At 72.0% G+C, this 12,634-nt stretch carries 13 protein-coding genes; 1 reads left to right on the forward strand and 12 read right to left on the reverse strand.

The genetic code is table 11. The features are described 5' to 3' along the window. Positions 1–210: 210 nt before the first annotated feature. The 12 genes from terL to GVN67_RS13290 all read right to left on the reverse strand — a co-directional run bounded on the left by terL (position 211) and on the right by GVN67_RS13290 (position 11,769). A complete protein-coding gene (terL, locus tag GVN67_RS13235) occupies positions 211–1,656 on the reverse strand; it encodes a phage terminase large subunit (protein ID WP_159996634.1) in 1,446 nt (481 codons plus the stop codon). After that, complete coding sequence (locus GVN67_RS13240; RefSeq protein WP_159996636.1) at positions 1,637–1,966, reverse strand: hypothetical protein; 330 nt, start codon at positions 1,964–1,966, stop codon at positions 1,637–1,639. The genes terL and GVN67_RS13240 overlap by 20 nt, the downstream gene beginning before the upstream one ends. Continuing rightward, positions 1,963–4,248 carry a hydrolase gene (locus GVN67_RS13245; RefSeq protein WP_159996638.1) on the reverse strand — a complete coding sequence of 762 codons (2,286 nt, stop codon included), beginning with the start codon at positions 4,246–4,248 and terminating at the stop codon, positions 1,963–1,965. The genes GVN67_RS13240 and GVN67_RS13245 overlap by 4 nt, the downstream gene beginning before the upstream one ends. Positions 4,249–4,314: 66 nt before the next feature. Next, positions 4,315–4,755, reverse strand: coding sequence for a hypothetical protein (locus GVN67_RS13250; protein WP_159996640.1), 441 nt, complete (start codon positions 4,753–4,755; stop codon positions 4,315–4,317). Continuing rightward, positions 4,755–6,635, reverse strand: a complete 1,881-nt coding sequence (locus tag GVN67_RS13255) for a hypothetical protein (RefSeq protein ID WP_159996642.1) — start codon at positions 6,633–6,635, stop codon at positions 4,755–4,757. The genes GVN67_RS13250 and GVN67_RS13255 overlap by 1 nt, the downstream gene beginning before the upstream one ends. A gap of 3 nt (positions 6,636–6,638) precedes the next feature. Beyond that, a complete protein-coding gene (locus GVN67_RS13260) occupies positions 6,639–7,208 on the reverse strand; it encodes a hypothetical protein (RefSeq protein ID WP_159996644.1) in 570 nt (189 codons plus the stop codon). A gap of 88 nt (positions 7,209–7,296) precedes the next feature. Next, positions 7,297–8,130 (reverse strand): phage capsid protein, encoded by an 834-nt coding sequence (locus GVN67_RS13265; RefSeq protein WP_159996646.1) that lies wholly within the window; start codon positions 8,128–8,130, stop codon positions 7,297–7,299. Between the two features lie 143 nt (positions 8,131–8,273). Then, complete coding sequence (locus GVN67_RS13270) at positions 8,274–8,999, reverse strand: capsid assembly protein (RefSeq protein WP_159996648.1); 726 nt, start codon at positions 8,997–8,999, stop codon at positions 8,274–8,276. An 8-nt stretch (positions 9,000–9,007) separates the two neighbouring features. Further along, positions 9,008–10,426: a portal protein gene (locus GVN67_RS13275; RefSeq protein WP_159996650.1), complete on the reverse strand. Its 1,419-nt coding sequence runs from the start codon at positions 10,424–10,426 to the stop codon at positions 9,008–9,010. Positions 10,427–10,430: 4 nt separating this feature from the next. Further along, complete coding sequence (locus tag GVN67_RS13280; protein WP_159996652.1) at positions 10,431–10,700, reverse strand: hypothetical protein; 270 nt, start codon at positions 10,698–10,700, stop codon at positions 10,431–10,433. Positions 10,701–10,849: 149 nt separating this feature from the next. Further along, complete coding sequence (locus GVN67_RS13285; RefSeq protein ID WP_159996654.1) at positions 10,850–11,332, reverse strand: hypothetical protein; 483 nt, start codon at positions 11,330–11,332, stop codon at positions 10,850–10,852. After that, on the reverse strand, positions 11,329–11,769 hold the full coding sequence (locus GVN67_RS13290) for a hypothetical protein (RefSeq protein ID WP_159996656.1): 441 nt from the start codon (positions 11,767–11,769) through the stop codon (positions 11,329–11,331). The genes GVN67_RS13285 and GVN67_RS13290 overlap by 4 nt, the downstream gene beginning before the upstream one ends. A 129-nt stretch (positions 11,770–11,898) precedes the next feature. Between GVN67_RS13290 and GVN67_RS13295 the strand changes: the two genes are divergently transcribed. Then, on the forward strand, positions 11,899–12,546 hold the full coding sequence (locus GVN67_RS13295; RefSeq protein WP_159996658.1) for a helix-turn-helix transcriptional regulator: 648 nt from the start codon (positions 11,899–11,901) through the stop codon (positions 12,544–12,546). Positions 12,547–12,634: the final 88 nt, after the last annotated feature.

Here is a 12,634-nt window from a genome sequence, read left to right on the forward strand (position 1 = left end):
TTCAGGGGGACGCGCGCGCGGCCGGCCCGTGCAGGCCGGCGGCGTTGGTCTCTCGGGATTTCGGGGGGGGGGATCGCGGCGGGCTGCGGGCGCAGCTCGGGCCTTGATGGGGACATCCTGCCGCGACGCTCGTTGCCGATCAAGAACAAAATAGGAACTCGATCCGATCCCGATCAGGCCTCGGCTGATCGGGTGAATCGGCTCGCCCAATCAGACGCCGCGCCATCCCGGGCCGCGCGGCGCCGGCGGCGCGCCGGGCAGGCGGACGGGCTCGGCCAGCAGGCAGCCGGCGACGGCATCCAGCGCGTCGTCGCGCAAGCCAGCGGCATCGGGGCGCCATTCGGCCAGCTCGGTGGCGAAGGGGCCGTCCAGCACCGCCGCATGGGCGAAAAGCTTTCGCGCCGCCATCAGCGGGTCGAAGCCGGCGAGGATCCTTTCCTGCTTCGGGCGGTGGCTGTGGTGCTCGACGACGGTGCAGGCGGCGCCGGCGCGGGCCATCTCCCGCCGCAGCAGCGCGGGCAGGAAGCGGCCGATGCCATTGGTCTCGACCCGCACCACGGGCAACAGAAAAGAACGCGCCAGCGACGCCACGGCGCGGCATTGCTGGGTGGCGGGGTCGTCGGCCGCGTCGGGGTCGTGGGTCAGGTACAGCAGGCGGTGCAGGTAGTGGTGGCCCTCGGCATCGGCGAAGCAGGCGGCCAGCACGCTGCCGTCGCCACGGCCGGGGCGGCCATAGGCGGGGTCCCAGAAGCCGCCACCCGAGACCATCCGCCGCCCCAGCAATTGCAGCACCGGGCGGCCCTGCGCCTCGCGGTAGTCGAGCTCCTCGCGGTAGCGCACCAGCAGCGCCGGATCGAGCCGCGCGGCGCCGCTGGCCATCGGCCGCAGCAGCATCTGCCGGCCGAAATGCAAGGGGCCGACGCGTTCCCTCAATTGCGCCACGGCATCGACGGAAAAGCGTTGCGGCCAGGCGCTGCGCCCGGCGGCGTTCAGCAGCGGCACGGTCAGCCGCCGATACCCCGCCAGGAAGGGTTTCTTCTCGTCATCAGCAGAAGGGGCGCGGTAGAGGCTGTCGGCGCAATGCGGCGTGCCAACGTACAAAATAGTGCCGCCGGGGGTCAGGACAAATTCGGTTTCTGCCAGGCGCTCGCGCAGTTCTTCCCGTTTTCCCGGCGTGTCGCAATTGCCGGCCACCTCGACATCGTCGCAGATGATGACATCGGCCCGGGCGCCGGTGATGTTGCCAAAAAGCCCCGCTGCCAGCATCGACGGATCGCGCAGCGCGCCGCGGCGGGCGACGGTGAAACGGTCCACCGCCCAGGCCTCGGGCGCCGGCGGGACCAGGCCGGCGCAGAGCGGATGCCGCTCGACGATGCGGCGGACCGTCGCCACCATCTTGGTCGCCAGCGGCAGGTCGGCCGCCAGCACCAGGATCCGCGTCTCCGGCCAGCGCGCCAGCAGCCAGGCGCAGTAGAGCCCGACCAGCGTCGACTTGCCGCAGCCGCGGAAGGCCATCAGCAGCAGCCGGGTGTCGCCCCCCGCCCGCCGCGCCTCGAGCCAGCGCAGGATCCGCCGATGCACCGCCGGCGTGCCCTGCCCTGCCTCGCTGTTCCAGATCCAGACGAATTCGTTGAGCTCAACCGGACGCTCCGTCATCGGAACCTTGGTCCTCCTCGTCGCCGTCGTCGGGCGGCGCGGCCATCGCGCCGCGTGCCTGGCGCAGCAGGGCCTCGGCCCGGGCCACGCCGTCCTCCTCGCCGGCCGCGGCAGGGCCGGCGAGCTTCAGCAGGTGCTCCAGATGCGCCAGCGCCGATTTGGCGGCGGCATGGTGGGCGGCGAAGGCGCGGGCATCGTCATGCGCGCCAGGGGCCGGGCCGCGGGCGATGAAGGCGCCGTAGTCATCGACCACCCGCTGCACGACGGTCTCCAGGCTTTCCAGCCCTGGCGGCTTTTTCTGACGCTTCATGCCTTCACCGCCCGCACCCGGATGGTGCCGGCCGCCAGGTCGATGGGGTCGGTGTGGCGGTTCCAGGCGGTCACCGTGATCAACCCGTCGGCGCCGACATTGGCGTGGAAGACGATGCCGGTGGTGGGCCGGCTGAAGGCAGCCTGGACGAAGTCGCCGGTGTGCACGCCGGGCACCGAGACGCCGATCTGCGCCGAGCCGCCGGCCAGGATGCTGGGCGGGTCCCAGGCGAGTTCGGCCACCAGCTCCCGCTTGCCATGCGGCAGGTTGGGCTGGCCGTAGAGCAGCGGCGGCGCGAAGGCCGGGTCGCAATAGAGGCGCATCGACCGCACCTCGTAGTCGCGGCCCAGCCGGGCCACGCCGATGATGGCATAGGCGACATCGGCACCGACCCGCAGCGTCTGCAGCCGGGTCAGGGTGGCATCCGCATTGTCGGCATTGCCCTGCCACCAGCGCGGCGTCTCGGCCCAGGTCATCGACATGCCCGAGGCCTTGACCTGCGCGCCATGCACCGGCTCGGAGATCAGCGCCATCGACGCGTCGAAGCACTGCACGATCAGCCGCGGCTCGTCGGCATCGACGACGAGGGCGAATTCCTTGCAGAGCCGGGTGTCGACGACGAAGCCGATGGCGCGGCCGCCGGTCAGCAGCACGCCGGCATCGGTCAGGGTGTAGTTGTCGAGCGCGCGGAAGGTGAATTGCGGCAGCGTCGTCGGGCTGCCGGAGACGTTGGTCGACAGCGCCGCCAGCTTCTCGAACCCCGTCTCCGTCGCGCTCCAGCGGATCGCGGCGGCGCGCAGGTTGGAAACGTCGCCGACCAGGCGCAGCGCCTCGCGATGGCCGACCGCCTGGTGCAGCGCCCGCACCACCGAGCCGACGCGGGTGGCGGTCGACGCATAGTCGATCGAGACATTGTAGCCCTGGCTGGCCCAGGCGACCTCGTAGACATGGTCCTGGGCGCCGGCGGTGTGGCGGGCGACGAAGGGGTCGCAGCCCTCCATCCGCATGCCATAGACCATCACCGCGCGGCTGTTCACCTGCATCAGGAAGGGGATGCCGGTGCAGGGCTTGTCGCGCGACTGCAGCTCGAAGGCGGGGCCGTGGAAGACGTGGCGGTTATGCGCCACATAGGCGCCAGGCTCGGCCGAGAAGCGCACGCCATAGCGGTCGCGATCGACGTTAACCGACTGCCCATGGGCGAAGTGGCCGCCATAGTATCGGACAGACGTGTTCCAGGCGCCCGCCGTCTGGGTGCGCACGTCGAGGCCGATGCCGTTGTTGACGATGCGCCCCAGATGGATGTTGCTGTCCTCGACGCCGCGCTCGACGCCCAGGCTGCGGATGCCGATGGTGAAGCCCTCGACCTGGCGCAGCTCGACGACGCAGCTGTCGAGGTTGCGCAGCAGCACGCCGATGTCGCGCTCGTCCAGCCAGTCGGTGATGGTGGCGCGCAGCACGCGGATGCCGTGGTAGTACTTGGCCTGGTTGCGCACCGCCGCACCGTCGCCGATGGTCAGCGCCGTCTCGCCACCCGGCCCGGCATAGAGGATGGCGCCGCGCATCAGCAGCCCGCCCGAGGCGCCCGGGAAGATCAGCGGCACCGTCGTCCGGTGCATGCCCTCGCCGATCTCCAGGAACCGGCCGGAGGCGCCCGCGGCATTCATCGCCGCCTGCAGCGCCGGCCCGTCATCGGTGACGCCGTCGCCCATGGCGCCGAAGTCGCGCGCCGTCAGCCGCTCGGCCAGCTTGTCGGCGATGCTGCGCGGAATGGCGCCGCCAAAGGGCACCTGCATCACCGGGTCGCGCGGCAGCGCCGTCGCATTGCCGAGCGAATCGAAGCCGAGCACCCGGTTGGCGCGCCCCGCCTTGTCCGGCAGCACCAGCGAGGCCGGCAGGTCCGTCGCCGGCGCCCGCAGCGCGCCGGAGAATTCCTCGCGCAGCTCCTGGGTGAAGGCGACCTGGCGGTCCAGCTCCTCGTTGAGCGTCGCGGCGCGCAGCAGCCCGTTCGGCTGGAAGTCGGTGATGCGCTGCACCGGCAGCACGCGGCGCAGCAGCAGCCGGCTGCCAAGCGGCGGCGCCACGGCCAGCGTCACGCTGCCGCCATTCGAGCTGCCGGCGCCGCTGACCGAATAGGCCGAGGCCGGCTGCTCCAGGCCGTCGATGCGCAGCTCCAGGTCGCTCGCCTCGAAGATCGGGAAGGGATAGACGAAGACGGTCTGCGCGCCATCCGCCGCGTAGTGGACACGCGGCGCGATGTCGCCGATGCGGATATGCTCGGCCATGCGGATCTCTCTTGCGGAAGGGTGGCGGGGACGGCGTCAGCCGGGCAGCGCAGTTCCGGAGGGCGCTTAGTCGAGCAGCGAGCGCAGCGCGCCGCCGAAGCTGTTGCCGGCGCGCAGCCAGGTGGTCAGCGACCCGTCGGCGTTCAGCAGCGAGCTGCGCCCGGCCGCCATCCGCGCCTCGAAGCGGTCGTCGCTGTCGGCGGCGGCCTCGGCGGCATCCTGCTGCAGCCCGGCGGTGATCGCCGCCGCCGAGCCCTGGTCGGGGCTGACGCCGGCCGCCGCCAGCCGGGCGCGGGTCGAGGCCATGGTGCGTTCCAGCGCCGCCTCGCGTTCCCGCGTGTCGGTGGCCTGCTGGGCGGCCAGCTGCTGCTGCCGGGCGGCCAGCGTCGCCGCCTCCTGCTGCTGTTGCGCCTTGGCCTGGGCCGCCTGCGCCTGGCCCTGGCGCACCGTGCCGTAGAGCGAGGCGCCGGTGCCGATCAGCGTGGCGATGGGGGCGAGCTGGGCCATCAGTCGGTCATCCTCGTCTCGGTGGTGACGGAAAGCAGCGTCAGCGGCAGCGGCGTGTCGCCCTCGATGCGCCACAGCGGCAGCAGGGTGTCGCGCCGCCAGCCGAAGCCGCGCAGCGTGACATCGCCGGTGAAGCGCGCCGGCGCCGCATCCAGCAGCGCGGTATCCAGCCTGCGGAACGGCACCGGCTGCAGCCCGCGGCCCAGATCGACGGACAGCGCCGCCGTCTCCAGCAGGCGGAACCCGGCCGAGACCAGCCGCAGCGGCCCGCTGCGCGCCCCCGCCGCGCCGCCCAGCTGCGGCGGCAGCGGCTCGATCACATGGGCGAAGCCGAGGCCCGCCTGCAGCGCGAAGGCCTCCGGGTCGATGGTGACGCTGTCGGCGCCGACGGTCGCCGTGCCGCGGGGCGCGCCATCGGCCACCACCTGCACGACGCGCCCGGCCAGGTGGCCGAGCCCGCTCCAGACGGTCTGCGCGACCGTGTTGCCGCCGGTCAGCCCGGCATCGACGGCGAGGCCCGGATCGAAACGTTCGAGCCGCGGGCTGCCGTCGCGGTCGATGGCGCACCAGACGGTGCCGTCGATCTCGGCCAGCGACAGGAAGCGCCCTGGCGTGTCCTGCCGCGTCCAGGCGGTGACCTGCTCGGCGCGGTAGAGGGTCAGCGTCGCCAGCCAGCCGCCGGCCATGGCCACATGCAGCAGCCGCCGCGTCTGGTCATAGGCCATGGCCACCGGCGCCTGCACCAGGTGCCGCGCGATCAGCGCCAGGTCGTTCGCCTGATAGGCCTGGGCGACATCGGTATAGGCGTATTCATGCACCGCCTGCCCCGACCGCGCGACGAAGATGGTGCTGCCATCGACATCGACGGGGGCGATGCTGCGCGCGACCGGCGAGCCGATCCGCGTCTGCCGGTGCAGCTGGATCGAGGACGGCGTCATCGGGTCGCCGGTGACCATCCATTCGGCGCCCGAGGTGAAGACCTGCAGGTGCCGCCCCGAGAAGACGGCGCGGATGGCGTTCACCTGGTCCGACAGCAGGCCGAACTCGATCGCCTGGTCATCGAGGCCGCTGCCCAGGTCGAAATTGAACAGGTCGCCGGAGCGCGACAGCCACAGCCGGTTCGGCAGGTCGCGCGCGCCGCCCAGCACCAGCCGGTCCTGGTGGAAGCAGGCGCTGACCGGCCAGCCGCGGGCGCCGCTGAAGGCGGCCTCGTCCCAATCCGTGGTCGTCGCCGCCGAGGGCAGCGTCTCCGACAGCGTCGCCGTCGCCGTGGTGGTCGAGCTGACGCCGGTGACCACCAGGTGCTTGCCCTGGAGCCGCAGCGACGACCCGACATGGCCGGGCTGGAAGAAGTCGCCCGTGCAGGTCAGCGAGATCGCCCCGCTGGTCCCGCTCGGCGTCATCGCGATGCCCGGCGGCAGGAAGCGGAAATACGGCAGGAAAACCCAGTCCCAGCCGCCGATGCTCCAGCTGGTGTGGCTGGTGCGCGTCACCTTCTGCGGCGTCATCTCGGGATGCAGCAGCAGCAGCGTGTCGGCGCTCTGCGTCCAGGCCAGCTGGTCGAGCATCGCGGCCGTCCAGGGCGCGGCGAGGCTCGCCACCTCGGCATCGCCCAGGAAGACCTGCAGCCGCTGATGCGTCAGCGCCAGCAGATAGGTCTGCTCGGTGTTGAACTCGAAGGCCACCAGCCGCGCGGCGCCGGGCAGCACTGCCACATGCCGCAGCCCGGGCCGGCGCGTCACGCCGCCGGTCGGCTCGATGAAGACATTGCGCAACCGCCGCGCCCCGTTCTCGAAGGCGCGCAGGTCGCCGCGGCCCAGCAGCTGGTCGCTGAGCTCGCCTGCGGTGAAGCTGGTCTTGATGCTGCGGCCGGCGGCCATCGCTCACCCCCTTGCCGTGATCAGCGGGAAATCCTGCAGCGCCCGCGTGGTCTTCTGCTGGCTGTCGACCAGCCGGGCATGGCGGAACTCCGCCTCCGCCAGACGGTGCAGCATCTCCGTCCGCGCGCTGCTCTCGGTCAGCGGAATGCAGAACTCCGCCGCCAGCCGCGTCGCCAGGGCGCTGGCGAAGAAGGCGGGGAAGACGCTCTCATCGGGGCGGAACAGATAGGTCAGCGTGACGCGCGGCGAATCCGCGTGCAGCCGGTTCTCCTGCAGCCGGTACAGCAGGCCCCTGCCCGCCCCCTCGCCACCCGCCGACAGCACGCGGAGAAAGTCCGCGGGCAGCTGGAACGCGTAAGAGAAGTCGGCGACGGGGACGGCCAGCAGGCGCGGCAGATCCATCTGCCCCGACGCGAAACTCCAGGGATGCGACGACAACATCGCATCGCGCACCGACGGATACAGATTGGCCGCCACCTCCGCCTCGGCGCTGCCCTCCTCGAAGGACGCCACAGGCTGCGCGCCAATCTTCAGCAACGCCCGCGAGCACAGGACCAAAGCGGATAACGGCATCGGCCACCTCCTACAAAAACAAGAAAAGCGAGAGGGCACCGCCCTCTCGCGCTCTCCCGCCAGGAAACTGAGTTTCCTGGACCTTCCGTCACTCGAAGCAGCGCATGCGGACGACGCCGGCCGGATCGATCAGCACGGCGCCCTGGCTCATCATGTTGTTGACGAAATACGCGGCGCGATCGCCGTGCCAGGTCAGATCGGTGGTGATCTCCTGCGCCACGGCATGGCCGATGGCGGTCTTGTGGTAGAAATAGCAGAAGCGCAGGTCGCCGCTCTTGGTCAGCCCCGAATGCGGCATCCAGGTCGCGCCCAGCCAATGCTTCACCTGCGTGCCCTTCCAGGGCAGCTCGCTCTCGCCGACATACTGGGTGTTGGCGAATTCCTCGATCTGCATCAGCTCCGACCACTGCTTCCAGCCGACCACGGCGAAACGCCCGCCATCGTCGGGGACATCGGCCGCACCGAGCATCTCGAAGGCCAGCAGCACCTTCGCCTTGGTCAGCCCGTCGGTGTCGGTGGTGCCGGTGGCGGTGTCGGTCGCCTCCTCGGTGCCGGCATCCAGCGCCGCGATCACCAGCTCGTCGGTCTTGCGGCCCAGCGCATAGGCGCCGGCGGCGGCGACCACCTGGCGCTCGTCGACATTGGTCTTCAGCTCGTCCAGCCGGTCGATCCACTCGCCGGCATAATAGTCCTGCAGGAAGCATTCGACAGTCGAATGCGCCAGGTTCATCACCGGCACCGCGCCGTTGCGCGCCTTGGCGGCGGCGATGCCATGACCGACGATCGGGAAGACGGTCGAGGCGCCGCGCACGCCCGTCTTGCTGCGCACGGTCGGGCGCAGCTTGCTGCCCTGCCGCTGATAGGCCTCGTGCACCTCGGACTCGAACTGCTTGATGAAGACCTGGTCAATGGAACCGGACATGCGGTGTTCCTTCGCGAAGCATCAGGTTTCAGGGGTCATCGGCCCGGGCGCGCGGTTGTCCGCCATGACAGGCGGCCGCGCAGCGCCAGGCAGGCCGCGGCGCCCACGAAGGGGTTGCGCCGCGGAAATTCGTGGGGGCGCCGTCAGCCCTGGCCGAAGAGCTTCTTGAAGCCGTCGGTGACGCGCTTGACGTATTCCGGCTCGCGCGAGCGCCAGTAGCGCGGGTCGCGCATCATCCGGCGCAGCGCCTGCTCGTCGATCGGCGCCGGTGGCGCGCCGTCGCGCGCCAGGCTGGGCTCGGCCTTCTGCATCATCCGGTGCAGCGCCAGCACGCCCTCGGCGGTGGTCGACAGCGCCTCGAAGACGCCGGGCGCCAGGTTCGCCTTGCCCCAGCTGGCGATCTGGCCGGCGATGCGCTGGAAGCCCTCGGCGCCGCCGAATTCCTGCTCCAGCTTGGCGCGCTGCTTCTGCGCCTCGTAATCGGCGGCGGCCTCGGCGATCAGCGGCAGCAGCCGCTCGGCGGCCAGGTCATAGACCAGCTGCACCTGGGCGCAGGTGAAGCCGGCCCCGTGCAGCCGCTTGTTGATCTCGGGGTCCGACCCGCAGAGCGGGTGCTTTTCCTCGACCTCGTATTCCTCCGGCGCGGCGGGGACGCCGAGCGCGCGCCGAAAACGGTTGCGCTCCTCCTCCGGCGCGTCCTCGCCCGGCGGCACCAGCCGCTGCGACAGGCGCTTCTCCAGCTCGCGATAGGATTTCAGCAGCGCCTCGATGCGCAGCGACTTGCTGTCGCTGTCCCAGAACTTCTCCGGGATCGCCTCGGGACGGGCCTCGTCGCTCTCGGGCGCGGGGTCCAGCAGGTTCTCGGCCATGCGGCGTCTCACTCCTCGGCGGGGGTCAGGATGCCGGCCGGCGCGGACAGCGCGCGGGCCAGGTGGCGGGTGGTGGCGACCAGGTCGAGCTGCGCCGTCGCCTGCGGCCCCAGCGCCGCCACCGCCTGCAGGAACAGCAGCGTGTTGGAGGCGTCGGCGCGGCCCTGGACGCGCGCCAGCGGCGAGTCGTAGGTCAGCCGCACCTCCCGCCCGTCCAGCAGCAGCGGCGGCACCTCGCCGCGGCGGCGCAGGATCGACAGGCAGCGGGCGATCAGCGGCGTCAGCAGCTCGGCCTGCAGCCGGCCGTAAGTGGCGCCCAGCAGGCGCGCGGTCTCGGCGCTGCGCTCCAGCACCTCGGTCGCGGTCATGCTGGCCTGGCGCGGGGCGGACAGCCGGTCGGCCAGCAGCGCGGTGCGGATCCGCGTGCGCAGGTCGGTCAGCACCAGCTGCGAGATGTCGAAGTTGCCGGGTGCGGCCAGCGGCGTCAGCCCCGACGACCCCGGCGCCTTCGGGATGATGGCGCCCGGCACCAGCTGGACGGTGGCCGGGTTCAGCACCCCGTCATCCTCGGCCTGCCAGATGCCGGTGGCCGCGATCGAGGCGTTCTTCAGCACCAGCTCGACCACCTTGTTGGCGGTGCGGATGTCGGGCAGCGCCTTCATCACCGGCCCGCGCCCATAGACCTCGCCGGGCGCCTTCATCCAGCGGAAGGCCAGGAACGGGCTGTCCAGGAACCGCCCGGTGGCCAGCGGCACCGCGCGCCCCTCCCAGTCCAGCACGGCGAGGTAGCCGCAGCCGGTCCGCTCCGGCCACACCGCCTCGACCACCCGGTGGCGGACCGGGTTTTCCTCGGTGCCCTCGATGCCCGGTGGCAGGACGGCGTCGGGGTAGCGGCGGCGCAGCGTCGCGGCGTCCAGCGCCGCGGCGCGGTAGACGGTGTCGAGCCGGCCGCTCTCGCCCTCCTCCAGCACCGCCTCGCGCAGCGGCACGGCGGTGAAGCGCAGCGCGGAGAGGCCACCCGGCGGCGCCTCCTCCACCAGCAGCACGCCGCTACCGGCGACGACGAGGTCGAGGAAGGCCTGGTGCATCTCGACCGCGAAGTTGGAGCGGTCCAGATGCCCCTGCAGCGTCTCCGCCGCCTCCTCCAGCGCCGCCGCCGCGGCGGGGCCCTGGGCGCTTTCCGCCAGGGCCCGCGACGGGGCCAGGCCGAACCAGCGCGACCAGGGCGGCGTCAGCTCGGCCAGCAGGCTGGCGGCCAGCTGCTCGGCGGCGTCGGGGGCGGTCGCGTCATAGAGCTGCGCGCCGCCGGCGCCGGGGGTGCCGGACAGGACATGGTCGTAGCATTCCTGCCAGACGCCCTCCCACGGGCGGCGCCGGGCCAGCGCTGCCGCGTGGCGCGGCAGCAGGGTCTCGGGGGTCAGGGTCATGCGCTCACTCCCCCAGCAGGGTCTTGCGCCCGCCGGCCAATCCCGGGGCCAATCCGGGGGCGAGCGCCGGGACGGGCGCGGCGGGGGCTTCCTCCATCACCCCGCGGGCGGAGGTGGCGATGGTGCCGGCCAGGCCGCGGCGGGCGCGCTGCTGGCTGTCGGCCCGGGCGGTCTGCGCCGCCGCCTCGGGACTGGTCGCGGCGGCAGGGGTCGGATCGGCCGTGGCGGTCGGGACGACGACCACCGGCTTCGGGGCTCGGAACAGGCCACCCATGCGCGTGCGGGCTCCTCTGCTGCGGGGGGGACCCAACGACCGGCCCGAACGAAGAAACCCTGCCGGAGCCCCCCCCCGGCAGGGCTCGAGGTCGGGGGGGCGCGGGGAGGATGCCGCCGGGCGCAACTCGCCCCTTGGCGACTGCAGTCCTACGCTCTCAGCGAGGCCGCGTCAATGATTTTATTCCTATTGCAGGAAGATTTTTCCAAACGCCGATACAACCCATGCGGGGTGACGGCGAAGGGCGCGCCATCGCCCAGCAGCGCCCGGCAGACGGTGACGCAAGAATAGGGGCTGAGCTCCGGCAGCCAGCCGCAGGCCGGCGGCCCGGGCTGGAACGGGCCCAGCACGGTCAGCCCGGCGCGGCGGTAGAAGCCCGGCAGGTCGAAGCCGGCGACCAGGTCGGGCCGCGCCACCAGCAGCCGGCCGGAGAGCGGCTCGATCACCGTCCAGCCGCGGGCATCCTCCACCACCGCGAAGCAGTGGCGGAAGCCGGGGCGCAGCAGCCGCAGCCAGGCGCGGTCGGCGCGGCCGCCGAAGCCGATCCAGACCTGCTGCACGCCCTCGGCCAAAGCATGGCGCGGCGCGATGCGCAGGGGCTGGATCGGCGGGGATTGCGCGGGCCGGCTCACGGCCGCGGCCCCGGCCAGGGCAGCACGGCGGCGCTGTCCTCGGGCGGCAGCGCCATCGCCGGGCCGGCGACGATGCCCTTCTGCCGCAGCGGCCAGTCGAGCCGCGACAGCGCCTCCCGCCACAGCCGGCTGTCGCCGCGCTCGCGCAGCGCCCGGGGGTCGGGCGCCTGGCCGCGCTCGCCCCAGAGGCGGAGGATGCGGGCATGCGCCAGGTCGATCCGGCGCTGGCGGTACAGCCGGTCGAGGCATTTCACCACGTCGTCGGGCTCGCAGGGGCGCGGCACCGTGCCGGCGCCGGCGACGATGCGGGCGCCCTCGCGCCGGGCGACGAGGGCGTTCATGGTCCAGAACCAGGCCTGCTCGGCGCTGGCGAAGGGTTCGGCCTTGCTGAGCGAGGCCAGGACGGGGGCATTGTGCGGGCGAAGGGCGGCGGTCATTTCGGGGGGTGTTCCTCGCCTTCTGGTTGAGTACCGGGTCAATCATTACGATCCGGTTTATAGGCGTCAAGGCCTAAACGCGACTATTTTCCTATTGCGGCAGACGCAAAAACCTAGGATGATCCACCCATGCGGCATGACGATATCTGGCGGGCGGTGGATGCCCTGGCGGCCGAGCACGGCCTGTCGCCCTCGGGCCTGGCCCGCAAGGCGGGGCTGGACGCGACCGCCTTCAACCCGTCCAAGCGGGTCGGCGCCGATGGCCGCGCGCGCTGGCCCTCGACCGAGAGCATCGCCAAGATCCTCGGCGCCACCGGCACCGACATGGACAGCTTCGCCTCGCTGGTCACCGGCGCCCCGGCGCTGAACAGCGGCAGCCGCACCATGCAGGGCCGGCGCATCCCGCTGATCGGCCTGGCCCAGGCCGGCGGCGATGGCTATTTCGGCGATGGCGGCTACCCGGTCGGCGGCGGCTGGGACGAGATCAGCACGCCCGAGCTGTCCGACCCCAACGCCTATGCCCTGGAAATCTCCGGCGACAGCATGGAGCCGGTGTTCCGCGACGGCGACGTCATCATCGTCTCGCCCAATTCCCCGGTGCGCCGCGGCGACCGGGTGGTGGTGCGCACGGTGAAAGGCGAGGTGATGGCGAAGGAGCTGCTGCGCCAGTCCGCCCGCCGCATCGAGCTGGCCAGCCTGAACCCGGCGCATCCGAACTACAGCTTCGACCTGATCGAGATCGCCTGGATCCATCGGATCCTTTGGGCGAGCCAGTAATCCCGGCCAGCGTCCCGCCTGTGGCCTCGTGGCGCCAACTGACGGCGGGGTCCGGGGTGATACGATCACCCCGGCGGGGGTCTGGGGG

Source organism: Roseomonas sp. 18066 (genome assembly GCF_902706185.1).
Lineage (GTDB): Bacteria > Pseudomonadota > Alphaproteobacteria > Acetobacterales > Acetobacteraceae > Pseudoroseomonas.

What these genes read in the sequence shown, in the direction of transcription:
- terL (WP_159996634.1), bottom strand. Translation starts at nt 1,656, where the DNA reads ATGACGGAGCGTCCGGTTGAGCTCAACGAATTCGTCTGGATCTGGAAC.
- GVN67_RS13240 (WP_159996636.1), bottom strand. Translation starts at nt 1,966, where the DNA reads ATGAAGCGTCAGAAAAAGCCGCCAGGGCTGGAAAGCCTGGAGACCGTC.
- GVN67_RS13245 (WP_159996638.1), bottom strand. Translation starts at nt 4,248, where the DNA reads ATGGCCGAGCATATCCGCATCGGCGACATCGCGCCGCGTGTCCACTAC.
- GVN67_RS13250 (WP_159996640.1), bottom strand. Translation starts at nt 4,755, where the DNA reads ATGGCCCAGCTCGCCCCCATCGCCACGCTGATCGGCACCGGCGCCTCG.
- GVN67_RS13255 (WP_159996642.1), bottom strand. Translation starts at nt 6,635, where the DNA reads ATGGCCGCCGGCCGCAGCATCAAGACCAGCTTCACCGCAGGCGAGCTC.
- GVN67_RS13260 (WP_159996644.1), bottom strand. Translation starts at nt 7,208, where the DNA reads ATGCCGTTATCCGCTTTGGTCCTGTGCTCGCGGGCGTTGCTGAAGATT.
- GVN67_RS13265 (WP_159996646.1), bottom strand. Translation starts at nt 8,130, where the DNA reads ATGTCCGGTTCCATTGACCAGGTCTTCATCAAGCAGTTCGAGTCCGAG.
- GVN67_RS13270 (WP_159996648.1), bottom strand. Translation starts at nt 8,999, where the DNA reads ATGGCCGAGAACCTGCTGGACCCCGCGCCCGAGAGCGACGAGGCCCGT.
- GVN67_RS13275 (WP_159996650.1), bottom strand. Translation starts at nt 10,426, where the DNA reads ATGACCCTGACCCCCGAGACCCTGCTGCCGCGCCACGCGGCAGCGCTG.
- GVN67_RS13280 (WP_159996652.1), bottom strand. Translation starts at nt 10,700, where the DNA reads ATGGGTGGCCTGTTCCGAGCCCCGAAGCCGGTGGTCGTCGTCCCGACC.
- GVN67_RS13290 (WP_159996656.1), bottom strand. Translation starts at nt 11,769, where the DNA reads ATGACCGCCGCCCTTCGCCCGCACAATGCCCCCGTCCTGGCCTCGCTC.
- GVN67_RS13295 (WP_159996658.1), top strand. Translation starts at nt 11,899, where the DNA reads ATGCGGCATGACGATATCTGGCGGGCGGTGGATGCCCTGGCGGCCGAG.